This window comes from Xanthomonas sp. NCPPB 3761, assembly GCF_041475705.2.
Taxonomy (GTDB): Bacteria; Pseudomonadota; Gammaproteobacteria; order Xanthomonadales; family Xanthomonadaceae; genus Xanthomonas; species Xanthomonas phaseoli.
Genome location: NZ_CM191262.1, coordinates 1,031,669 through 1,052,641, shown reverse-complemented (window position 1 = coordinate 1,052,641; position 20,973 = coordinate 1,031,669). Strand labels below are relative to the sequence as shown.

The following is a 20,973-nucleotide window of genomic DNA, read 5'->3' as shown; positions in this document are numbered from 1 at the left end:
GCAACGGACGCTGTGGCGACCGGGGCGAGAGGCCTCGCGCGTCGGTGAGCGCTGCATATGTCTGCAGCGCATAAGTACCTTGCAAATCGTACGTTCGCAGCGGTGGCACGACTGCCTAGAGTGGTGTGTCCGGCCGCCGGCCCAGGCGGCCTTTCGTTGCCGTCGAGGTGCCACGTCATGGCCAGCATCACTTCCGCAACGCGTGTGCACACGCCGCGCGATGCGTCTTCCCCCGTGCAGACCTCCAGCGTCCGGATCGTGCCATTCGACGCTCCGCTGGGCGCCGAGGTGATCGGCCTGGACCTTGCGCAACCGCTGGATGCCGCCACCTTCGCGCGTATCCACCGTGCGCATCTGGATCACCACGTGCTGGTGTTTCGCGATCAACGCATCACACCGGCGCAGCAGGTGGAATTCAGCCGTCGCTTCGGGCCGCTGCAGATCCACGTGCTGCGCAACTTTCAACTGCGCGGGCACCCGGAAGTGCTGGTGGTGTCCAACATCAAGGAGAACGGCGAGCCGATCGGGCTGGGCGATGCCGGGCATTACTGGCACTCGGATCTGTCCTACAAGGAAACACCGAGCCTGGGATCGCTACTGCATGCGCAGGAGCTGCCCAGCGAAGGCGGCGACACCCTCTTTGCCAACCAGCACCTGGCATGGCAAACGCTGCCCGAATCGCTCAAACGCACGGTGCAGGACCTGCGTGCCGAACACAGTTATCTGGCCAAGTACGAGGAGTTGCGAGCGCGCAATCCGTGGCGCCCGGCATTGACGCCGGAGCAGATTGCCGAGGTCACGCCGGTGCAGCACCCGGTGGTGCGCACGCATCCGGAAACCGGCCGCAAGGCGCTGTTCGTCAGCGAGCATTTCACCACTCGCATCGTCGGCTTGCCCGAGCACGAAAGCCGCGCGCTATTGCAGAGGTTGTTCGAACACGCCACGCATGCTGCGCTGGTGTATCGGCATCGCTGGCAGGCGCACGACATGGTGTTCTGGGACAACCGTTCGGTGATGCATCTGGCTGCGGGCACGCCGGATCATCTGCGCCGTCGGCTCAACCGCACCACCATCGAAGGCGATGCGCCGTTCTGAGCCTGCACCTGTTCCCTCCCCTTCTCGTCTGGAGCGCCGCATGCGTTTGACTGTCTCTTCCCACGCTCCTGTGCCGCGCCGGCGTTTTTCGCGGCGCATCGCGCTGCTGGTGTTGGCCGCGCTGCCGCTGGTGCACAGCGCGCAGGCGCAGGCCGAAGGCAAGCTGCGGATCGCCAAGCAATTCGGCATCGTTTACCTGCTGCTGGACGTGGCGCAGGACCAAAAGTTGATCGAACAGCAGGGCAAGGCCGCCGGTGTGGATATCGACGTGCAGTTCCTGCAGCTCTCCGGCGGGGCGGCAGTCAACGATGCGTTGTTGACCGGTTCGATCGATATCGCCGGTGCCGGTGTCGGGCCGTTGTTCACGATCTGGGACCGCACGCGCGGCCGCCAGAATGTCCGTGGCGTCGCATCGCTGGGCAATTTCCCGTACTACCTGATCAGCAACACTCCGCGCATCAAGTCCATCGGCGATTTCACGCCAAGGGACCGCATTGCGGTGCCGGCAACGGGTGTCTCGGTGCAGTCGCGGTTTCTGCAGCATGCCTCGCAACAACGCTGGGGCGGCAAGGGCACCCATCAGCTCGACGCGCTGCAGGTGGCATTGCCGCACCCGGATGCCGCCGCGGCGATCATCCGTGGCCGCACCGAAATCACCGCGCATTTCGCCAGCCCGCCGTTTCAGGAGCAGGAACTGGCGCGTAACCCGGCCGCGCATATCGTCACCAGTTCCTACGAGATCGAAGGCGGGCCGTCGTCGGCAACGGTGTTGTATGCCACCGAAAAATTCCGCAAGGACAATCCCAGGACCTACCGCGCGTTTGTCGCGGCGCTGGACCAGGCAGCGAAGTTCGTCACTGCCAATCCGGAGCAGGCGGCAGACATCTTCCTGCGCCGCAATGGCTCGGGCATCGACCGCGCGTTGGTGCTGCAGATCCTCAAGGACCCCAAGGTGCAGTTCACCGTGGCACCGCAGAACACGCTGGGGCTGGGCAAGTTCATGCAGCACAGCGGGGCGATCAAGCAGGCGCCCGGCAAGGTGGGCGATTACTTTTTCGACGACCCGCTGATTGCGGGCGGGAGCTGAGCGATGTCGATGCCCCTGCTGCAGGTCGATCAGCTCAGCCTGGAATATGCCTCCGCCCAGCGCGTGGTGCGCGCGACCCATCGCGTGCGCTTCGACGTGCACGAAGCCGACCGCTTCGTGCTGCTGGGGCCTTCAGGCTGCGGTAAATCCACGTTGCTCAAGGCGGTTGCCGGTTTCGTTGCCCCGCGCGAAGGACAGATCCGTCTGGACGGTCATGCGGTCACCGGTCCCGGGCCGGACCGGGTGGTGGTATTCCAGGAATTCGACCAGTTGGCGCCATGGAAAACCGTGCGCGAGAACGTGGTGTTCGGGCTGCGTGCGGCGCGCAAACTCGGTCGCGCCGAAGCGCGCGAGCGGGCAGACGAAAGTCTGGCGCAGGTCGGGCTGGGCGGATTTGCAGATGCCTACCCGCACACCTTGTCCGGCGGCATGAAGCAGCGTGTGGCCATCGCACGCGCCCTGGCGATGCGCCCGCGTGTCCTGCTGATGGACGAACCGTTCGCGGCACTGGATGCGCTGACGCGTTCGCGCATGCAGGAGCAGGTGCTGGAATTGTGGGAACAATTGCGCTTCACGCTACTGTTCGTCACCCATTCCATCGAAGAGGCTTTGGTGGTCGGCAACCGCGTGTTGCTGCTGTCGCCGCACCCGGGCCAGGTGCGTGCCGAACTCAATGCGCATGCCTTTGGCCCGCACAGCGCCGGCAGCGTGGCGTTCCAGCAGACCGCGCAACGCATTCACCGGCTGCTGTTCGACCTGCCCGATGAAACGCTGGAAGACGACAAGGTGGCACCGCTGCGTCGCCCGTCCCTGCGCCAGCGCGAGGCGCTGACATGAGCGACACCACCGCAAGCGCATTGCCGCCGATTCCACCGGTACGGCCCGAGTACGAAGTGGCGCTGACGCCGCTGGACCCTGCCCTGGTTGCCGCGACCACGCCCACGCGTCGGCAGGCACCGCCATGGCTGCGCAAGGCATGGGTGCTGGCGGTCTTGGTCGCGGCATGGGAAATCGCCGCGCGGCTGGTCGGCGACGACCTGATGCTGCCCGGCGCAGTCCAGACCGCGCACGCGTTCTACGACGGGCTGCTGTCTGGCGAACTGCTGCGCCGGGTGGGTGCCTCGTTGCGGGTACTGGCGCAGGGGTATGCGCTGGGCGTGCTGCTGGCGTTCGTGCTGACCGCACTGGCCGCCTCCACGCGCTGGGGCCGCGATGTACTCGGCACGCTGACCGCCATGTTCAACCCGCTGCCGGCCATTGCGCTGCTGCCGCTGGCCTTGCTGTGGTTCGGGCTGGGCACCGGCAGCCTGGTGTTCGTGCTGGTGCACTCGGTGCTGTGGCCGCTGGCGCTGACCACCTACGCCGGCTTCCAGGCGGTGCCGGACACGCTGCGCATGGCCGGACGCAACTACGGCCTGCGCGGCCCGCGCTATGTGGCGCAACTGCTGATTCCGGCAGCGCTGCCGGCGATCCTGTCCGGGCTGAAGATCGGTTGGGCGTTCGCCTGGCGCACCCTGATCGCCGCCGAACTGGTGTTCGGCGCCACCTCCGGCCAGGGCGGCCTGGGCTGGTACATCTTCCAGAACCGCAATGAGCTTTACACCGACAAGGTATTCGCCGGGCTGGCGATGGTGATCGTGCTGGGACTGCTGGTGGAGGGCGTGGTGTTCCAGGCGATCGAGCGGCTCACGGTGCGCCGCTGGGGCATGCAGCGCTAGAGCGGGCCCGGCGGCACGGTCGCGTGCGCTTAACGAGGTTGGCTTATGCTTCGGCCCCCGTTCTCTGCCGCTCGCCGCCATGCCCACTGCCCCCTTCACCGCCTACCTGTACCCGGTCCTGCTGCTGATTGCCAGCAACGTGTTCATGACCTTCGCCTGGTACGGGCACCTGAAGTACAAGACCACGCCGCTGATGATCGCCATCCTGGTCAGCTGGGGCATCGCGTTCTTCGAATACTGCCTGCAGGTGCCTGGCAACCGTCTGGGCAGCGCGGTGTATTCGGCGCCGCAACTCAAGGGCATGCAGGAAGTGATCACGCTGCTGGTCTTTGCCGGTTTCTCCACCTTCTACCTGGGGCAGTCGCTGAAGTGGAACCATTGGGCCGCGTTCGGCCTGATCCTGGTGGCCGCGTTTCTGATGTTCAAGGAATAAAGGCAAGCGCCGTCTCGCTCGTAGGAGCGCACCCGGGGTCGACCTCGCAAGAGCCTCCCGCGGCTCGATGGGCCTTCCCGGGAATGCCATATCGCGCCCGGGTGCGCTCCTACGGCGTCGGGGTGCCTAGTTCGCCGGTTCGACCCACTGCGCGAACACCGCATCGATTTGCGCGTCCTTGACCCGCTTGCCCTTCTGCACTGACTCGGCCTGCTCGAACATCGGCACGATCATCGCCATGCCGTCCGGCTTGGTTTTCAGATGCAGGCCCGGTGGTGTTTGCAGGAATGCGGCCCAGCGCGCGCGCACCTTGGCCCAATACCCCTGCGTGCCTTTCCAGTACGCGTAGGCCGGGGCGAAATTCACCTCGGTGGTCTTGCGGTAATCGTTGAAGCCGAACTCGCGTGCGATCGCTTCCTGGGTGCCGTCCGGCTTGCGCAACACCTTGGTGTTGAATTGTTCGTGGGTCCAGCCGTTCGGCGTGAGCGTGTGGCGGTTGATCACCGACAGCGCGTTGTAGTTGCTACGCCGGGTGTACTCGCGGCGCGGCAGCGGGCGCCAGCTCGGATCGCTGGTCCAGGTGGGGTGGCCATCGGCGTAGTCCCAGCGGCCGGTGCCGCAATAGCGCGGCGCGTCGCTGACTTCATACACACATTGCGTCCAGGCACCGCGGGTGAAGGCCGGCGCCAGCGCATGCACCGTCCAGGTCTGGTCGGCGGTGAATTCGAAGCGCTGCGGTGCCTCGAAGGTCCAGTCCTGCCGCCAATGCTTGGTCACATGCCCGCTCTTTTCGTCGACCAGCACGTGCTGCAGCACCAGCTTGCGCGGCGAATCCTCCACCACGATGACCACTTCGCTGGCGCCGCTGCGCATGGCCGATGCACGCTCGTAGCCAGGCTTGAGCAACACGGTTTCGTCGAACGCGAAATCCACCGCGTATTCGCCCTGCATCGCCAAGATGCTTTGCCGATCGCGCTGGGCGTCGGCGGCGGCAATCAACGGCAACAGGCTCAGCGTGGCGGCGAGACAGCGGGGAAACAGTCGGCTCATTGGAACTCTCGGTTGTGACCGTGGGGACGTCAACGGCGCAAGCGCAGCAGCGACGTCGTCATGTCGGTGGGATCGGAACTGCATGCGTTTGCAGCGGTAGTACGCAGTGCCGCAGCGCGGGCGCAGCAACAGTCGTCCACGACCACGCGGCCGTCGATACCCTCTTCGCGTGCCAGCCGTGCAGCAACCTCGGCGCCCAGTGCAGAGACGGTGACCAAGCTGGCGGTGATGGGGTGATCGCGGCTGGCCGCAGGCTGCAAGCGTAGTGCGCTCACGCGCCATGCATCACCGCGCATGCGTCCGGCCAGCCGGCGCCATAGCCGTTCGCCGACGCCCAGTTCGTGCATGTTCATTGGCAGTGGCGGCAGTCGCAAGACCAGGCGGTCCCAGCCCAGGAAATCGCTGTCGGGCAACAGGCAGAGCCGCCAGCAGCAGTGTCCTGCCGTATCGAAGAACCAAATACTTTCGTGCACGCCATCGCTGTCCACCCGACGGGACGCGGCTGCAGCGACTGCGTGCTGCCAACCATCCAGTTCGTTGCCCAACGTGGGCCGATACAGGCAAAGCACCGTCCCCAGCGCCGCCAACTGCTGTGGTCGCGGCAGTGCCGCGCGGGTAGCACGTGCATGCAGGGACGACGGGATTGCGCGGAGGTTGGGCATGGCCGCTACCAGCTCACGGCCAGGCTGACCGAGGCAGTGCGCCCGGCGCCGGTGAAGCGGTCCAGCACCGTGCTGCTGGCCAGCGTGCCGTTGGGCAGCGCGTTCCAGTCCACGTAACGGCGATCGGCCAGATTAAACACGCCGGCAGTGAGCTTGGCGCCGGGCGCGAATTCCCAATGCCCCATCAGATCCAGCGTGGCGTAGCCGGCCGGTACGTAATAGCTATCCAGCTGCGGGCGCCGTTTGCGGGCCACCAAGGTACCGATCAATTCCGCGCCCCAGGCATCGTTGTCGAAGGCCACGCCGAGCGTGCCGCGCAACGGGTCGACCGAGTTGAGCGGCGTGCTGTCGGTGAGGTTGTCGCCTTCCGCATAGGCAACCGCGCTGTTGAGCGACCACCCCTGCCAACCGGCCAGCGCGCCCAGATCGATCCCCGCGCGCGCTTCTGCGCCCTTGATCACCACATCGTCCACGTTGCGCGACTGGAACAGCGCCAGCCCGTCGGCATTCACACCGGCCGGCGCATACGATTCGATGAAGTTGCGGTAATCGGTGTAGTACACGGCCAGCCCGACATAGCCGACCGCATCGTTGAAACGCAGCCCCAGTTCGCCACCGCGACTGGTTTCCGACTTCAGGTCCGGATTGGCGATGGCGGTGTAGCGCGCCTGCAGATTGGTAAAGCCGATATTGACGTCGTTGTACGGCGGCGCACGGAAGCCATGCGCATAGTTGGCGTACGCCGACCATGCATCGGAGAACCGCCACACCACGCCGAACTTGGGCGAGAGCTGGGTTTGATCGATGGTCTCGACGGCCACGCCCGGATTGTCTTCGCGAAAGATGGCGTCCACCTGCGGCGACAGGCGGAAATAATCCACGCGCACACCCGGGGTCAGCGACAAGCGTCCATCGAGCAAGCCGATTTCGTCCTGCGCATACAACCCCAGCTTGGTGGTTTCGCTCATCGGGAAATCGCGCACCGGAAACACGTCCTGACCAACGCGCTCGCTCACCATGCCATTGGCCAGGTTGACCGAATAGCCGTCGCGCTTGGCCCGCGTATCGGTCCAGGTGCCATCCAGGCCATAGGTGATCTGGTGACTGAGCATGTCGGTGTCGATGGCTTTATGCGCGTTGACCAGCAGCCCGTAAACACGCTGATCGAAGGTGTGCTCGTTATGCCGGCGCGTGTTGTTGCCGCGCAGTTCGTTGGTGCGTTGCAGGCTCTCGCTGTCCTGGCGATACAGCTGCCACTGCAGATCGTTGGCCAACACGGAATCCAGCGCATCGACTTCGTGCCGCAGCGAAACCCGCGCACGGGTCTGATGATCGCGCCCTTCCTGCGACAGGATGCGTAGCGACGCCGTCGGACTACGCGTGTCGACGCCGGTCAATGCATCGATGCTGCCGTCGTCTTCGTTGCCTTCGACCGTGAGTTTGAAGCGCTGTTGCGCGCTTGGGGCATACACCAGTTTGGCGAGCACGCTGCGGCCATCGATGCGCTGCGGATTGGCCGCGGTGCGGGTGAAATCGCGGCTGCGGTGATCGCCCTGGTTTTGCGCCTCCTGGCCCTGGCGATGACTCACCGCCACCATGCCGCTCCAGCGTTCGCCACCGAACGCGCCGGTGGCACCGGCGAACAGACCGTTCCAGTCGCCTTCATAGCCGAACTTCAGGCCGACGTAGCTGTGCTTGGCGGCGCTCAGATAGTCCGACGGATCCTTGGTGACGAAGGCGACCACACCGCCCAATGCGTCCGAGCCGTACAACGAACTGGCCGGTCCGCGCACCACTTCCACGCGCTTGAGCGTTTCCAGGTCGACGAAGTTGCGGTTGGCGTTGAGATAGCTGCCGAAGCTGAAGCTGTCCGGCACCGGCACGTTATCCACCAACATCGCCACGCGGTTGCCATCCAGCCCGCGGATGCGGATGCCGCTGGCACCGGTGAAGCGGCCGCTGGTGCTGGTGACCGATACCCCCGGCGTGTAGCGGAACAGGTCCTTGAGTTCGCGCACCAGTTGGTTGTCGAGCTGTTCGCGATCGATCACATCCACCGTGCTGGGCACATCCACCAGTGCGCGCTGGGTGCGTGTGGCGGTGACCTGTAGCCGATCGAAGTCGTGCACCTCACGCGCAGCCTCCGCTCCGGCATCGCGTTCGGCAGCACGGGCACACAGGGAAATAGCAGGCAGCGCCAGCGACAGCGCGACCACCAGCGGATGCAGGCGGATCATCCGGAACCTTTACGCGTCCCCGGCAGCGCGCGTTGCGGCATAGGCCGCGCGCGGCAGGGAAGAGGGAGTGGAGTGGCGGGCGGCGGCGGCAGCGCCCGCTGCGATCTTTGCGCACACGCATCGAGCGAGTGCGGCAGATGGGATGCGATGGCCATCGAGCGTTGCGCGCGGAGCAGGATCGCGTCATCGGCACTCACGGCGCACGATGAGCGTTGCGGCAGCGGCTGCGCACAATGGCTGTGCGCAGCCCAGCTCGTGGCTGGAATTACTTGGTCAGGATCAGCTTGTCGTTGCTGGTGTGGCGCAGGCGATAGACGCGATCGCCATGCTGGATCAGCACTTCACGCCGGCCCTTGAGCAGCGCCTCGCTGCTGATGAGGTCTTCGGCGGGCACGGCACGCGGCGTGGCGCGGTCGCGCAGATTGACCGGTTCGGAGCGAAGCAGCACGGAGTGAGCGGTCATGATCTGGTTCTCCAGTCGGTTGGCCAGACAAATAATAACCATTCTCATTTAATGATCAAGAGCCATTCTCATTTGATGCGCTTGATCTTTGAATTGCTCTCTGATTTTCGATTCATGGCACAAATCGATGGGTGTCGATGGTTCAGCTGCGGCGACCGCCATAAGACATCCACCGCAGCACTCGATCGACCCAGGCTCAGCGCGTGCTCGACTCCACCCGCGCCCAGCCGGCGTCATCGACCTGATCCAGGGTGTCCAGGGCACCGAGGTTTTCTTCCAGCTGCGTGACCCGGCTCGCGCCCAGGATCACGCTGGACACATGCCGGTTGCGCAGGCACCAGGCGATGGCCAACTGCGCCGGCGACTGGCCAAGCTCGGCCGCCACCGCACAGAACGCGCGGGCGCGCTCCAGCCGGCGCGCTTCCGGCGCGCCCAGCACTTCGTCCTGCAACCATTGGTTGCCCGGCTGGCCCAGCCGGCTGTCGGCCTCCACGCCCGCGTTGTACTTGCCGGTCAGCAGGCCCGAGGCCAGCGGCGACCAGATCGTGGTGCCCAGCCCGTTCTCGCACAATGGCGCGTATTCGCGCTCCAGCCGCTCGCGGTGCAGCAGGTTGTATTGCGGCTGTTCCATCGCCGGCGCATGCAGATGTTCGCGTTCGGCAATGGCAATGGCCTCGCGCAACTGCGCGGCGCTCCATTCGGACGTGCCCCAGTACAGCACCTTGCCCTGGCGGATCAGCGCATCCATGGCGCGTACGGTTTCCTGGATCGGGGTTTCCGGATCGGGCCGATGGCAGTAATAGAGATCCAGGTACTCCACGCGCAGGCGCTTGAGCGCGGCGTGACAGGCATCGGTGACATGCTTGCGCGACAGCCCGCGCTGGGTCGGCCGCGGGCTGTCGACCGCACCGAAGAACACCTTGCTCGACACGCAAAAGCCATCGCGCGGCAAACGCAGATCGGCGATCACATCGCCCATCACTTCCTCGGCGCGACCGCGCGCGTAGACCTCGGCGTTATCGAAGAAGTTGATGCCGTTGTCCCAGGCGGCGGCAATCAGATTGCGCGCTTCGCTGCGCCCGATCTGTTTGCCGAAAGTGACCCAGGCCCCGAACGACAAGGCCGATAGCTGCAGCCCGGTGGAACCCAGACGACGGTAAAGCATGGCGAACTCCCGCAACCTCCAGGGCACCTGCCCCGGACCGAAGTGCGCAGTGTAGTCGGGCAGGCACAGCGCGCGGCGTGTACGGCGCGGTGCATCGGCCTCTCCTCGGCTCGACTGCCTGTTCGCAGCACCGCCTGCACTGCGCATGCACCGTGATCGGTGCTTGCGTCGGCGCTGGTCTGCCGTTGGTGGTTGTTCGCACCGAATGCTTCGGCTCGCATGGGCGTTTCCACACCTACATGCGCGATGCGTCACCATCAATCCACAGGTGACAGACGCGACGCCTTGCTGCAGCGACTGCTTGCCGATAACAGGCAAAATCGCCGGCGTGTGGCGTCGCAATCAGGGTGGGGCCATTGGTGGCATGCATGCGCCAGCCAGCCGCATGGACGGATTGACGGCGTGCCCCGACACCGGATGCGGCACCGTGCCTGGATACACCAACGCATGACGCCGGCGGACATGCGTGCAGCGGTCAGCAGCACTCCCGCACAAACGCCAACAGTCCCAGGCCATCTGCGCCAGAGACACCCCGCCCAATGAAGCGGATGCAGCAACGACAGCCGTAGCAGTCGCAGCAGTAGATCGAATCACGCGCTTCAGCCACTGCAGGCTGCGCGGCAGTTTCCTCGAACGCTGACGCATGACGGTGAAGACCTCATCCGGGCGCGGCCACGACAGCCACCAGCCGCGCCGCCACGCTGTGAAATGCCGCCATCTCGTCCAAGCGAACTCCCGACTTTGCGCAAGCACGGTCCCACGGCGCACCAACGCGGGCCTGCCCGAGCCCGCCGCCTCTCGTCTGTGGGCCGACCGAGGCCATCTGAATGCCCCTCGCCTTGCCCCCTGTCACCCCCTGCTCTAGGCTTCCCGTTTTGCCATCAGCAGCCCGGGGATTGGAATGGTCGAAGGTTTGGGAAGGATCGGTTTCGGCCTGTTCGGTCTGGCGGTGCTCATCGGCATCACCTGGCTGTTTTCGAGCAACCGCCGCGCGATCGACTGGAAGCTGGTCGCCACCGGTCTGGCCCTGCAGATTTCGTTCGCCGCACTGGTGTTGCTGGTGCCGGGCGGGCGCGACGTGTTCGACGCGCTGGGCAAGGGCTTCGTCAAGGTGCTGAGTTTCGTCAATGAGGGGTCCACCTTCATTTTCGGCAACCTGATGAACATCGACAGCTACGGCTTCATCTTTGCGTTCCAGGTGCTGCCCACCATCATTTTCTTCTCGGCGCTGATGGGCGTGCTTTACCACCTGGGCGTGATGCAGATGGTGGTGCGTGCGATGGCGTGGGCAATCACCAAGGTGATGCGCGTTTCCGGTGCGGAAACCACCAGCGTGTGCGCCAGCGTCTTCATCGGCCAGACCGAAGCGCCGCTGACGGTGCGCCCGTATATCCCCAAGATGACCCAGTCCGAGCTGCTGACGATGATGATCGGCGGCATGGCGCATATCGCCGGTGGCGTGCTGGCTGCATACGTCGGCATGCTCGGCGGCAGCGATCCGGCGCAGCAGGCGTTTTATGCCAAGCATCTGCTGGCCGCCAGCATCATGGCCGCGCCCGCCACGCTGGTGGTCGCCAAGCTGTTGGTGCCGGAAACCGGCACTCCGCTGACCCGCGGCACGGTGAAGATGGAAGTGGAAAAAACCACCAGCAATGTCATCGATGCGGCTGCGGCCGGTGCCGGCGACGGCCTGCGCCTGGCGCTGAACATCGGCGCAATGCTGCTGGCCTTCATCGCGCTGATTGCGCTGATCAACGCACCGCTGACCTGGCTGGGCGAGGTCACCGGCGCCGCCGCGCTGCTGGGCCGCCCGACCAACCTGTCGACGATCTTCGGCTACGTGCTGGCGCCGATCGCCTGGGTGATCGGCACCCCGTGGGTGGATGCGACCACGGTCGGTTCGTTGATCGGCCAGAAGGTGGTGATCAACGAGTTCGTCGCCTACAGCGAGCTGTCGCGCATCGTCAAGGGCGAAGTGCCGGGCGTGGGCCTGAGCGCCGAGGGCCGCCTGATCGCCACCTACGCGCTGTGCGGCTTCGCCAATTTCAGCTCGATCGCGATCCAGATCGGTGGGATCGGCGGGCTGGCGCCGGAACGTCGTCACGATCTGGCCAAGTTCGGCCTGCGCGCGGTGCTCGGCGGTTCGATCGCCACCTTCATGACCGCTACCATTGCCGGTGTGCTGTCGCATTTCGGTTGAGGCGGTGCGGGTTCATCGGCGTGACGGTCTAATCACTGCACGCCGCGTTTCATCCAGTCTTTCAAGTCAGTCATTCAAGGCAAGGTATTTATGAGTTCGGTCGTCGTTGTCGGGTCCTTCAATGTCGATCACGTGTGGCGCTGCGATGCCTTGCCGGTGCCGGGCGCGACCATCGCCGGGCGCTACAGCACCGGCCCGGGTGGCAAGGGCTTCAATCAGGCGGTTGCGGCCGCACGTGCTGGCGCCAAGACGCATTTCCTGTGCGCACTGGGCGATGACGCCGGTGGTGCGTTGGCGCGCTCGCTGGCCGCGCACGATGGCTTTGCGCTGATCGCCGAGCCCAGCAATGAACCGACCGGCACCGGCGGCATCTACGTCGACGGGCATGGCCGCAACACCATCGTGATCGGCGCCGGCGCCAACGCCGTGTTGAGCCCGGCCTTCATCGACAACCAACGCCCGCTGGTGGCTGCAGCGAAAGTGCTGCTGGCGCAGCTGGAATCTCCGGCCGAGACGGTCGAGTCTGCACTGGCGCTGGCGCACGAATGCGGCGTGCTGACGGTGCTCAATGCCGCGCCGGCCAATGCGCCGACATCGATCGGCCTGCTCAAGCTCTCGGACGTGCTGACGCCCAACGAAACCGAATTCGCCGCGCTGCTCGGTCGCCATGTCGGCGAGCGCATCAATGCCGACGACGTCGCCGCGCTGGACGGCAATACGCTGCATTCGCTGTGCCGCAAGCTGCTGCCGGGCGGTACCGTGGTGGTGACGCTGGGCGCGGTGGGCGCCTTCATTTCGCACGCCGAAGAACAACTGCGCGGCGATGCCCAGGCGCATTACCGCGTGGGCGCGGAAAGCGCGCAGACCATCGACACCACCGGTGCCGGTGACGCCTTCAACGGTGCGCTGGTTGCCTCGCTGGCGCAGCTGCCGGCTGCCAGCTTCGCAACCCACGTGCGCTTCGCCACCCGTTACGCGGCGCGCTCCACCGAGGTGGAAGGTGCGGCGGTGTCGATGCCGCGGCTGCGCGCGGACGACTGAGACCACGGTTCACCGCGATTGGCGTGCGCCACACGCGCATGCCCCCGATGCCGCACCCTGATTGGCGTGCCCAGGCTTTTGCAAGAACGCGCGCGCATGCCTCGCGCTCCATGACGATTGCGACAAGCGGCTAGTTGCGTCGCTCCGCGTCGCACTGCATGGCACCGCATCGCGCCGGACGATGTGACGCTGCAACGAGCGCATGGTTGTGCTCGCCGCGCTGCGCACGCCCTGCTGCCAACGTCACGCCACCGGCTGCGCCATCGCGACGCCATGTGACCCGGTGCTGTTTTCCGTGCTCGAAAAACGAAAGCGCATCGCATAAAGCGTGCTGATCGGCTGCACGCGCTAGCGCGTTGTCTGCGCTTGCCTACTATCGCCGCACCACCGGGCGCACCACCACCATTGCCTGTTGTCATGCGAGGACGCTCTGGCGGCGCGGCTTGCCGAGATGCGTCTGCATCGTCGACTGGCGCACTGCCGCGTCACGCACTGGCAGTCACGCGTGTGCCTGGCCTTGTCCCCCAAGCTCAACGGAACAACCGATGATCCTGCGTCGATCGCGCACGCCTTTCCTGCTGCCCTGCGTCTTACTTCCCTGCCTGCTCAGCTCCTGTGGCGGCGAGGATGCCGCCGATGCCGGCACCGCTGCGACCCCATCGCCGGCGGCGACGGTCACCGTGAGTGCCCCCCCCGCGCCATGGCGCCAACCGCTATGCAGGCGTCCACGGCAACGGCGAGCGCCAGTACCGATCCAGCATTCCGGCGCAGCCTCGCACCCGATAAGCCGATGTTCGTGATCCATGCCGACACCTGGAACGCCGCCGATCCGCAGAAGATCATCGACCTGATTCCTGCAGACCTGCGCCCCTATACGGTACTGCTGATCTCGCTCTCGATCAGTCACAAAGGCGCCACCAACAATCAGTGCAACTGGAACCAGGTGGCGAACGGGATCGAGACGGCACGCTCGTGGATCAAGACAGCGGCGGCCAACGGTGTCTGGGCGATGGTCCAACCGTCCAGCGGCGGCTTCAGCCACTTCCCCGACTATCCCAACGGCACCGATCTCGAATCGACGGTCTACGGTGAGTTCTTCCGCGACTACCCGAACTTCCTCGGTTTCAACTATGCCGAGCAGTTCTGGGGATTCGACGAAGCCTGCTCGGTCTCGGCAGCGCAGCGCTGGGAACATTGGGCCAACCTGCTCAAGCTTACCAACAAGTACGGCGGCTATCTGGCGGTGAGCTTCACCGGCGGCTTCTGGGGCGCAAACATCAACCCGCTGGCGATGGTCAAGCGCAATGAGGCCTTGCGCACCGCCCTCGGCAGCTATGCCAAGAATTTCATCATCCAAGAAAAATTCACCGCCAACTACGGCTACCACGACATCGAAAGCGTCAGCCTGGGCATGTTCCTGTCGGGATTTGCGGGCCATTACGGCATCCGCCCTGACAGCAGCGGCTGGTACGCCGCCGATGGCAGCGCCTACCCTCTGGCGGCGGGCGCGCCGCATCTGATCGAGCACCTGACACTGACCGGCGAAACCTACTTCGACGGCCCGGAACTGATCTGGACCGATACCGTCCAAAGCCTGCCAAACGCGACCACCGCCGACGGCTACACCACGCGGCGCTGGCAGTTCTTCCCGCAGTTCAAGAACATCCACATGGATGTCTACCGCAAGATCCTCGACGGCACCTTGCACATCCTCGATCGCCAGGAGGTGATCGACCGGACCAAGCTGGTGGTGGTGGTCGACGACACCACCAGCGGCAACGATCAGAGCCTGTACTCATCGCCGGAAACGCTGTTCTCCGGCCTGTACCTGATGGACGACGACGGCACCTATCTGAACCAGCACAGCTGGTACAAGAAGACCGGGCGCTACCCCGCCATCCCGACCGTTTGGCAGTTGACCGACGACCTTGCCAAGTCCTTTCCCGTACAGGTCAAGCGCAGCGAGTACGCCACCCGCTGGCCGTCCATCGCCGCCAAGACCCAGGAACTGAATGCCTTGTTCCCGCAGGAATCCACCGGCGATCTCTATGTGGCACGTCAGGACAACACCTGGGTCACCTACAACCCCTACAAGACCAACAGGACCGCCAGCGGCGCGGTCAACCTGAAGTACAACAGTTGCGCCGCGCTCAACATGACCTACGGCCCCTACACGACGGGTGTGGTCAAGGAGTCCGCCGACGCGCTATCGATCTACCTGACCAATTTCGATTCCGAAACCGGCCCGCTCAAGAACGACACCATCACCATCAGCGGCGCCAGCACGACGCCGACGTACACCTTCGCCGATCGCGGCGAGCATCAGGCCAGTACCGTGACCGCCACGCCCAGCGGCGACGGCCTGACCTTGAACGTCGCCCACAACGGGCCGCTGGACATCACCATCCAGTGCTCAGGCTCGGCCACCGGACGCGCGAGCGCCGCGGCGGTCACGGCACTGCAAGCACCGGCCGCGCCGCCCGCCTATACCGGTGTGCGGCAATACGAAGCGGAGAACTTCGATTTCCAGCGCGTCGGCAGTCTTGTCGCCAATGGCGTCTCCGGCGCGGTGCACAACTACCAGGGACTGGGCTATGTCGACTTCGGCGGCAACCCCGGCGCGCGCCTTAGGACCACCATCAATGTACCGCAGGCGGGAACCTACACGCTGGCCACGCGCTATTCCGCACCGGGCGCAAGCGTCGGTACCGTAGACTTGTACGTCAACGGCGTGCGTGTCGGCACCCCGGCCTTCACCCAGACCAGCTCGGCCAGCGACTGGGCCAGCAGTCCGCTGACGGCGAGCTTGAGTGCCGGCGATAACGTGGTCGAGTACCGCGCCAGTGCAGGCACCCAGGCCAAGCTGTACCTGGATAATCTGGCCATCTCGCAGTAAGCGATACCACAGCGGCGGTGCCGGCCATGCCGGCCCGGCCGCCGCAGGGTTGGCAGCACCAAGTGCTGTCGTCGCTGAAGTTACACTAGTGGCATGCAGATCGGCCCCTACTCCATCGCCCCCAAGGTGATCCTCGCGCCCATGGCGGGCGTCACCGACAAGCCGTTCCGGCTGCTGTGCAAGCGGCTGGGCGCGGGCCTGGCGGTGTCGGAAATGACCATTTCCGACCCGCGCTTCTGGGGCACGCGCAAATCGCTGCACCGCATGGACCATGCCGGCGAGCCGGACCCGATCAGCGTGCAGATCGCCGGCACCGAGCCGCAGCAACTGGCCGAGGCAGCGCGCTACAACGTCGACCACGGTGCGCAATTGATCGACATCAACATGGGCTGCCCGGCCAAGAAAGTGTGCAATGCCTGGGCCGGCTCGGCACTGATGCGCGATGAAGACCTGGTGGCACGCATCCTGACCGTGGTGGTGCAGGCAGTGAACGTGCCGGTGACGTTGAAGATCCGCACCGGTTGGGATTGCGACCACCGCAACGGCCCGACGATCGCGCGTATCGCGCAGGACTGCGGTATCGCCGCGCTCGCCGTACACGGGCGCACCCGCGACCAGCATTACACCGGCAGCGCCGAGTACGCGACGATTGCGCAGATCAAGGCCGCGCTGCAGATCCCGGTGGTTGCCAATGGCGATATCGACTCGCCGCAGAAAGCCGCCCAGGTGCTGCGCGAGACCGGCGCCGATGCCGTGATGATCGGCCGCGCCGCGCAAGGCCGCCCGTGGATCTTCGGCGAGGTGGCGCATTTTTTGGCCACCGGCGAGGGATTGCCGCCGCCGTCGCTGGCGTTCGTGCGCGACACCTTGCTCGGCCACCTGGAGGCGCTGCACGCGTTTTATGGCCAACCGCAAGGCGTGCGCATCGCACGCAAGCATCTGGGTTGGTACGCCAAGGACCACCCGCAAAGCGCCGACTTCCGGGCGGTGGTCAATCGCGCCGAAACCCCCGACGCGCAGTTGGCCCTGACGCGCGATTACTTCGATGCCTTGATCGCCGGCGTGCCGCCCGCACTATCGGACGCTGCCTGAGGTTTTCTGTCCTGCTGGAGCCGCACGCATGAGCGCAACGAGCGACACCCCGACCTATCTGCACGGCTTTTCCGCCACCGAACAGGCGCGTCTGCTCAAACAGGCGCGCTTGCTGGAAACCACGCTGTTCAATCAGATCGACTACAGCGGCGCGCGGCGCCTGCTGGAAGTGGGCAGCGGCGTCGGCGCGCAGACCGAAATCCTGCTGCGCCGTTTTCCCGAGCTGCATGTCACCGGCGTGGACTTGAGCGAGACGCAACTGGGTGCGGCGCGCGCAAATCTTGAACGGCTGGCATGGTGCCGCGCGCGTTACACCCTGCAGCAGGCCGATGCGAGCGACCTGCCGTTCGAAGCGCGCCAGTTCGATGCAGCGTTTCTGTGCTGGGTGCTCGAGCACGTGCCCTCGCCTGCGCGCGTGCTCAACGAAGTGCGGCGCGTGCTGCTGCCCGGCTCGCCGGTGTACGTGACCGAGGTGATGAATGCCTCGTTCCTGCTGCATCCGTATTCGCCCAACCTGTGGCGCTACTGGATGGCATTCAACGATTTCCAGCACGACCAGGGCGGCGACCCGTTCGTCGGTGCAAAGCTGGGCAACCTGTTGCTGGCCGGGGGCTTTCGCGATGTGCACACGCAGATCAAGACGCTGCATCTGGACAACCGCGAACCGGGCCGGCGCAAGACCATGATCGGGTTCTGGGAAGAAGTGCTGCTATCGGCGGCCGACCAGTTGCTGCAGGCCGGCGCGGTCGAGGCCGCCACCGTGGATGGCATGCGCCGTGAGCTGGCGCAGGTGCACAGCGACCCGGACGCCGTGTTTTTCTATTCGTTCGTGCAGGCGCGCGCCACGGTCTATTGAGTTGCCGATGCCGGCGCGACGACCGGAGCGCCGACAGGCTCCAGGTCGCCGGTCAGCACGGTGCTGCGGGGCTCGTGCCAGATGCGATGCCACATCTGGCCCAGCACCGCGCCAATCTGATCGCGGGCCACCGGCGCACGGTACGCCGCCTGCACCTGCCGCGGCACGATCGGCTGCCACGTCCCGTTGTCGCGATGGGCCACCACGAAGTTGAAGTTGTAGTCCGGCTCCAGGCCCATGCGCAGGTCGCTGAGCATCAGGTCATCGTCGACCAGGCGCGCGCGCATGAAACCGCGATTGAACCAGGTCAGCCGACGCACCGAATCGAACCTGGCCACTTCGCGCAATGCCTGGGTATTGCTGGAAAACCCGCGGAAGTGCATCGGGCCGGTGTCGGCCACCAACGAACGCTCGCCGATGACATAGCCGTTGGGCGTCATCGCCACCACGCGCCACAGCAAGGCGTTGAGCGGCATCGGCACCGAGAACCGCGGCGCATCGGCCAGGCCCATCGCCGCCAGCGCACGATCGGCCTGGCGGTCGACCAGTTGCTTGGCGATCAACGACCAGCCCAGATACGCGGTGCTCGCCACCAGCCCGATCACCAGCACCTGCTGCGCCAACGGGCGCGCGCGCGCAAACCAGGCCACCACGCAGGCGAGCAACAGCCACAACGTGTATGCCGGGTCGATGATGAACACGCTCGACCACATCGTCGGATGCGGCTGCAACGGCCACCACAGCTGGGTGCCGTAGACGGTGAACGCGTCCAGCAGCGGATGCGTGATCAAGGCCAGCTGGATCGCCCAGAACCAGCGCGTGGGTGCGCTGGCCACGCGTCCGTTGCCATAGCGGCGGAACAGCCACCAGATCAACCAGCCCACCAGCGGCAGCACGAACAACGAATGGCTGACGCTGCGGTGCACGGTCATCAGGGTGACCGGGTCGTCGGTCAGCGGCAGCAATGCCAGCGAGTCGAGGTCGGGCAAGGTGCCCAGTGCCGCGCCGGCCAACAAGGCGGCACGCCGCTGTCCGGGCGGCGCGATGGCGGCAGCGATGGCGCCGCCAAGAACGATCTGGGTCAATGAATCCATCGGCCGATGCTAGCAGGCCGGACATGCACGGATCGGGATGTTCGACGCGGCGTACGGCCGGCCGGTACCGCTGCGTCACCGGCCAGTTAATCGTCACCGCAATGCACAGGTCCGTGCTTCCGGCCAGGGGACCGACGTCGGCTTAACCCCAAAGCGATCCATTCAGGCGCACAATGCAACCGACACACGGGGCGTGTATCATCCGCACCCATCTTTTCATCCGAATTAAGGGATATAAGCCTGATGTCCAGCTACCTGTTCACCTCCGAATCGGTCTCCGAAGGCCATCCGGACAAGATCGCCGACCAGATCTCCGACGCAGTGCTGGACGCCATCCTGGCCCAGGACAAGCGCGCCCGCGTGGCCTGCGAGACGATGGTCAAGACCGGCGTTGCGATCGTGGCCGGCGAAGTGACCACCAGTGCCTGGATCGATCTGGAAGCGCTGACCCGCAAGGTCATCCTGGACATCGGCTACAACAGCTCCGAGGTCGGCTTCGACGGCGAGACCTGTGGCGTGCTCAACCTGATCGGCAAGCAGTCGCCGGACATCAACCAGGGCGTGGATCGCAAGAACCCCGAGCAGCAGGGTGCGGGCGACCAGGGCCTGATGTTTGGCTATGCCACCAACGAAACCGACAGCTTCATGCCGGCGGCGATCCATCTCTCGCACCGCCTGGTCGAGCAGCAGGCCAAGATCCGCAAGAAGAAGAACTCGGCGCTGTCCTGGCTGCGTCCGGACGCCAAGTCGCAGGTCACCCTGCGCTATGAAGACGGCGTGGCGACGGCGATCGATGCGGTGGTGCTGTCGACCCAGCACGACCCGGGCGTGAAGCAGAAGGACCTGATCGAAGCGGTGCGCGAGGAAATCCTCAAGCCGGTACTGCCGGCCAAGTGGCTGCACAAGGGCACCAAGTTCCACATCAACCCGACCGGCAAGTTCGTGATCGGCGGCCCGGTGGGCGATTGCGGCCTGACCGGTCGCAAGATCATCGTCGACACCTACGGCGGCTGGGCGCGTCACGGTGGTGGCGCGTTCTCCGGCAAGGATCCGTCCAAGGTCGACCGTTCGGCTGCCTATGCCGCGCGCTACGTCGCCAAGAACGTGGTGGCCGCCGGCCTGGCCGACCGTTGCGAAGTGCAGGTCTCCTACGCCATCGGCGTGGCCGAGCCGACCTCGATTTCGGTCACCACATTCGGCACCGGCAAGATTGCCGACGAGCAGATCGAAAAGCTGATCCGCAAGCATTTCGACCTGCGTCCGTTCGGCATCATCCAGATGCTCGACCTGATCCACCCGATGTATCAGCAGACCGCGTCTTACGGCCACTTCGGCCGCAAGCCGAAGGACTTCACCTACACCGACGGCACCGGCGCGCAGCACAGCGCGACCTCGTTCTCGTGGGAAAAGACCGATCGCGCCGACGCACTGCGTGCGGCCGCCAAGCTGAAATAATCGCCCCGCTCCTGCGGGAGCTAGGTAGACGCATAACGACTGGGCCGCTGATGCGGCCCAGTTGCGGTTTTGGGGTCGTCGGTGGGTTGCCCACGCCAGGAAGTGGCAGGTTGCGAAGGCATCGGCTAACGGCGGACCCGCACGCGTACGGGCGTGACGAAATAGAGTCTTTCTCCCCGCGTGAGAGAGATTGGGGTGAGGGTAAGGGGCGAAGCCACTCACCTGCCGAATCGCACGTGGCTGCGCACGCGCCCTCATCCGCCCCTACGGGGCACCTTCTCCCGCCTTGCGGGAGAAGGGACAACGACACCATCGCCGCTCAAGCCCCTCTCCCCACGGGAGAGGGGTGGGGTGAGGGTACGGGCGAAGCCACTCATCCGCCCAATCACACGTGGCTGCGCACGCGCCCTCATCCGCCCCTACGGGGCA

The 20,973-nt window shown here is 65.4% G+C and carries 18 protein-coding genes; 12 read left to right on the top strand and 6 right to left on the bottom strand.

What is annotated here, in order from left to right; all coding sequences use genetic code 11:
- Window positions 1-177: 177 nt before the first annotated feature.
- From ACCQ00_RS04455 to ACCQ00_RS04435, 5 genes are all read left to right on the top strand, one after another.
- The gene (locus ACCQ00_RS04455; protein ID WP_039569458.1) at window positions 178-1,095 is read left to right on the top strand and encodes a TauD/TfdA dioxygenase family protein; all 918 of its coding nucleotides are present in this window, start codon (window positions 178-180) and stop codon (window positions 1,093-1,095) included.
- Window positions 1,096-1,135: 40 nt separating this feature from the next.
- Complete coding sequence (locus ACCQ00_RS04450; protein WP_039583866.1) at window positions 1,136-2,182, top strand: ABC transporter substrate-binding protein; 1,047 nt, start codon at window positions 1,136-1,138, stop codon at window positions 2,180-2,182.
- Between the two features lie 3 nt (window positions 2,183-2,185).
- The gene (locus tag ACCQ00_RS04445; protein WP_039569453.1) at window positions 2,186-3,019 is read left to right on the top strand and encodes an ABC transporter ATP-binding protein; all 834 of its coding nucleotides are present in this window, start codon (window positions 2,186-2,188) and stop codon (window positions 3,017-3,019) included.
- Window positions 3,016-3,900 carry an ABC transporter permease gene (locus ACCQ00_RS04440; protein ID WP_039569450.1) on the top strand — a complete coding sequence of 295 codons (885 nt, stop codon included), beginning with the start codon at window positions 3,016-3,018 and terminating at the stop codon, window positions 3,898-3,900. Before ACCQ00_RS04445 ends, ACCQ00_RS04440 begins: the two co-directional genes overlap by 4 nt.
- Before the next feature lie 79 nt (window positions 3,901-3,979).
- Window positions 3,980-4,333, top strand: coding sequence for a DMT family protein (locus ACCQ00_RS04435; RefSeq protein ID WP_005910790.1), 354 nt, complete (start codon window positions 3,980-3,982; stop codon window positions 4,331-4,333).
- 126 nt (window positions 4,334-4,459) lie between these two features.
- Here ACCQ00_RS04435 and ACCQ00_RS04430 read toward each other — a convergent pair whose 3' ends face one another.
- The 5 genes from ACCQ00_RS04430 to ACCQ00_RS04410 form a co-directional block, all read right to left on the bottom strand.
- Window positions 4,460-5,383, bottom strand: coding sequence for a DUF6607 family protein (locus tag ACCQ00_RS04430; RefSeq protein ID WP_039569447.1), 924 nt, complete (start codon window positions 5,381-5,383; stop codon window positions 4,460-4,462).
- A 29-nt stretch (window positions 5,384-5,412) separates the two neighbouring features.
- Window positions 5,413-6,045, bottom strand: coding sequence for a hypothetical protein (locus ACCQ00_RS04425; RefSeq protein WP_039569445.1), 633 nt, complete (start codon window positions 6,043-6,045; stop codon window positions 5,413-5,415).
- A gap of 5 nt (window positions 6,046-6,050) precedes the next feature.
- Window positions 6,051-8,282 carry a TonB-dependent hemoglobin/transferrin/lactoferrin family receptor gene (locus ACCQ00_RS04420; RefSeq protein ID WP_039569442.1) on the bottom strand — a complete coding sequence of 744 codons (2,232 nt, stop codon included), beginning with the start codon at window positions 8,280-8,282 and terminating at the stop codon, window positions 6,051-6,053.
- A 265-nt stretch (window positions 8,283-8,547) separates the two neighbouring features.
- Window positions 8,548-8,787 (bottom strand): hemin uptake protein HemP, encoded by a 240-nt coding sequence (gene hemP, locus ACCQ00_RS04415; RefSeq protein ID WP_180301578.1) that lies wholly within the window; start codon window positions 8,785-8,787, stop codon window positions 8,548-8,550.
- 154 nt (window positions 8,788-8,941) lie between these two features.
- A complete protein-coding gene (locus ACCQ00_RS04410; protein WP_039569440.1) occupies window positions 8,942-9,910 on the bottom strand; it encodes a potassium channel beta subunit family protein in 969 nt (322 codons plus the stop codon).
- 901 nt (window positions 9,911-10,811) lie between these two features.
- Between ACCQ00_RS04410 and ACCQ00_RS04405 the strand changes: the two genes are divergently transcribed.
- From ACCQ00_RS04405 to ACCQ00_RS04380, 6 genes are all read left to right on the top strand, one after another.
- Complete coding sequence (locus ACCQ00_RS04405) at window positions 10,812-12,110, top strand: NupC/NupG family nucleoside CNT transporter (protein WP_008573564.1); 1,299 nt, start codon at window positions 10,812-10,814, stop codon at window positions 12,108-12,110.
- A gap of 90 nt (window positions 12,111-12,200) precedes the next feature.
- Window positions 12,201-13,151 (top strand): ribokinase, encoded by a 951-nt coding sequence (locus tag ACCQ00_RS04400; protein WP_039569437.1) that lies wholly within the window; start codon window positions 12,201-12,203, stop codon window positions 13,149-13,151.
- 202 nt (window positions 13,152-13,353) lie between these two features.
- A complete protein-coding gene (locus tag ACCQ00_RS04395; protein WP_256359334.1) occupies window positions 13,354-13,476 on the top strand; it encodes a hypothetical protein in 123 nt (40 codons plus the stop codon).
- Between the two features lie 465 nt (window positions 13,477-13,941).
- Window positions 13,942-16,047 carry a glycoside hydrolase family 98 domain-containing protein gene (locus ACCQ00_RS04390; protein WP_039583862.1) on the top strand — a complete coding sequence of 702 codons (2,106 nt, stop codon included), beginning with the start codon at window positions 13,942-13,944 and terminating at the stop codon, window positions 16,045-16,047.
- A gap of 93 nt (window positions 16,048-16,140) precedes the next feature.
- Window positions 16,141-17,139, top strand: a complete 999-nt coding sequence (gene dusB, locus ACCQ00_RS04385) for a tRNA dihydrouridine synthase DusB (RefSeq protein WP_039569435.1) — start codon at window positions 16,141-16,143, stop codon at window positions 17,137-17,139.
- Window positions 17,140-17,167: 28 nt separating this feature from the next.
- A complete protein-coding gene (locus ACCQ00_RS04380) occupies window positions 17,168-17,995 on the top strand; it encodes a class I SAM-dependent methyltransferase (protein WP_007965836.1) in 828 nt (275 codons plus the stop codon).
- Here ACCQ00_RS04380 and ACCQ00_RS04375 read toward each other — a convergent pair.
- Window positions 17,989-19,089 carry a metal-dependent hydrolase gene (locus tag ACCQ00_RS04375; RefSeq protein WP_039569431.1) on the bottom strand — a complete coding sequence of 367 codons (1,101 nt, stop codon included), beginning with the start codon at window positions 19,087-19,089 and terminating at the stop codon, window positions 17,989-17,991. The two genes, ACCQ00_RS04380 and ACCQ00_RS04375, sit on opposite strands and share 7 nt — an antisense overlap.
- Before the next feature lie 243 nt (window positions 19,090-19,332).
- On the opposite strand from ACCQ00_RS04375, the gene metK reads away from it, so the two are divergent.
- Entirely contained in the window at window positions 19,333-20,544 is a 1,212-nt protein-coding gene (gene metK / locus ACCQ00_RS04370; RefSeq protein WP_007970627.1) for a methionine adenosyltransferase, read from the top strand.
- The last annotated feature ends 429 nt before the right edge of the window (window positions 20,545-20,973 follow it).

Bases quoted from the DNA above. Each gene is read 5' to 3' on its own strand.
- ACCQ00_RS04455 (WP_039569458.1), top strand. From the start codon at position 178: ATGGCCAGCATCACTTCCGCAACGCGTGTGCACACGCCGCGCGATGCG.
- ACCQ00_RS04450 (WP_039583866.1), top strand. From the start codon at position 1,136: ATGCGTTTGACTGTCTCTTCCCACGCTCCTGTGCCGCGCCGGCGTTTT.
- ACCQ00_RS04445 (WP_039569453.1), top strand. From the start codon at position 2,186: ATGTCGATGCCCCTGCTGCAGGTCGATCAGCTCAGCCTGGAATATGCC.
- ACCQ00_RS04440 (WP_039569450.1), top strand. From the start codon at position 3,016: ATGAGCGACACCACCGCAAGCGCATTGCCGCCGATTCCACCGGTACGG.
- ACCQ00_RS04435 (WP_005910790.1), top strand. From the start codon at position 3,980: ATGCCCACTGCCCCCTTCACCGCCTACCTGTACCCGGTCCTGCTGCTG.
- ACCQ00_RS04430 (WP_039569447.1), bottom strand. From the start codon at position 5,383: ATGAGCCGACTGTTTCCCCGCTGTCTCGCCGCCACGCTGAGCCTGTTG.
- ACCQ00_RS04425 (WP_039569445.1), bottom strand. From the start codon at position 6,045: ATGCCCAACCTCCGCGCAATCCCGTCGTCCCTGCATGCACGTGCTACC.
- ACCQ00_RS04420 (WP_039569442.1), bottom strand. From the start codon at position 8,282: ATGATCCGCCTGCATCCGCTGGTGGTCGCGCTGTCGCTGGCGCTGCCT.
- hemP (WP_180301578.1), bottom strand. From the start codon at position 8,787: ATGGTTATTATTTGTCTGGCCAACCGACTGGAGAACCAGATCATGACC.
- ACCQ00_RS04410 (WP_039569440.1), bottom strand. From the start codon at position 9,910: ATGCTTTACCGTCGTCTGGGTTCCACCGGGCTGCAGCTATCGGCCTTG.
- ACCQ00_RS04405 (WP_008573564.1), top strand. From the start codon at position 10,812: ATGGTCGAAGGTTTGGGAAGGATCGGTTTCGGCCTGTTCGGTCTGGCG.
- ACCQ00_RS04400 (WP_039569437.1), top strand. From the start codon at position 12,201: ATGAGTTCGGTCGTCGTTGTCGGGTCCTTCAATGTCGATCACGTGTGG.
- ACCQ00_RS04395 (WP_256359334.1), top strand. From the start codon at position 13,354: ATGGTTGTGCTCGCCGCGCTGCGCACGCCCTGCTGCCAACGTCACGCC.
- ACCQ00_RS04390 (WP_039583862.1), top strand. From the start codon at position 13,942: ATGTTCGTGATCCATGCCGACACCTGGAACGCCGCCGATCCGCAGAAG.
- dusB (WP_039569435.1), top strand. From the start codon at position 16,141: ATGCAGATCGGCCCCTACTCCATCGCCCCCAAGGTGATCCTCGCGCCC.
- ACCQ00_RS04380 (WP_007965836.1), top strand. From the start codon at position 17,168: ATGAGCGCAACGAGCGACACCCCGACCTATCTGCACGGCTTTTCCGCC.
- ACCQ00_RS04375 (WP_039569431.1), bottom strand. From the start codon at position 19,089: ATGGATTCATTGACCCAGATCGTTCTTGGCGGCGCCATCGCTGCCGCC.
- metK (WP_007970627.1), top strand. From the start codon at position 19,333: ATGTCCAGCTACCTGTTCACCTCCGAATCGGTCTCCGAAGGCCATCCG.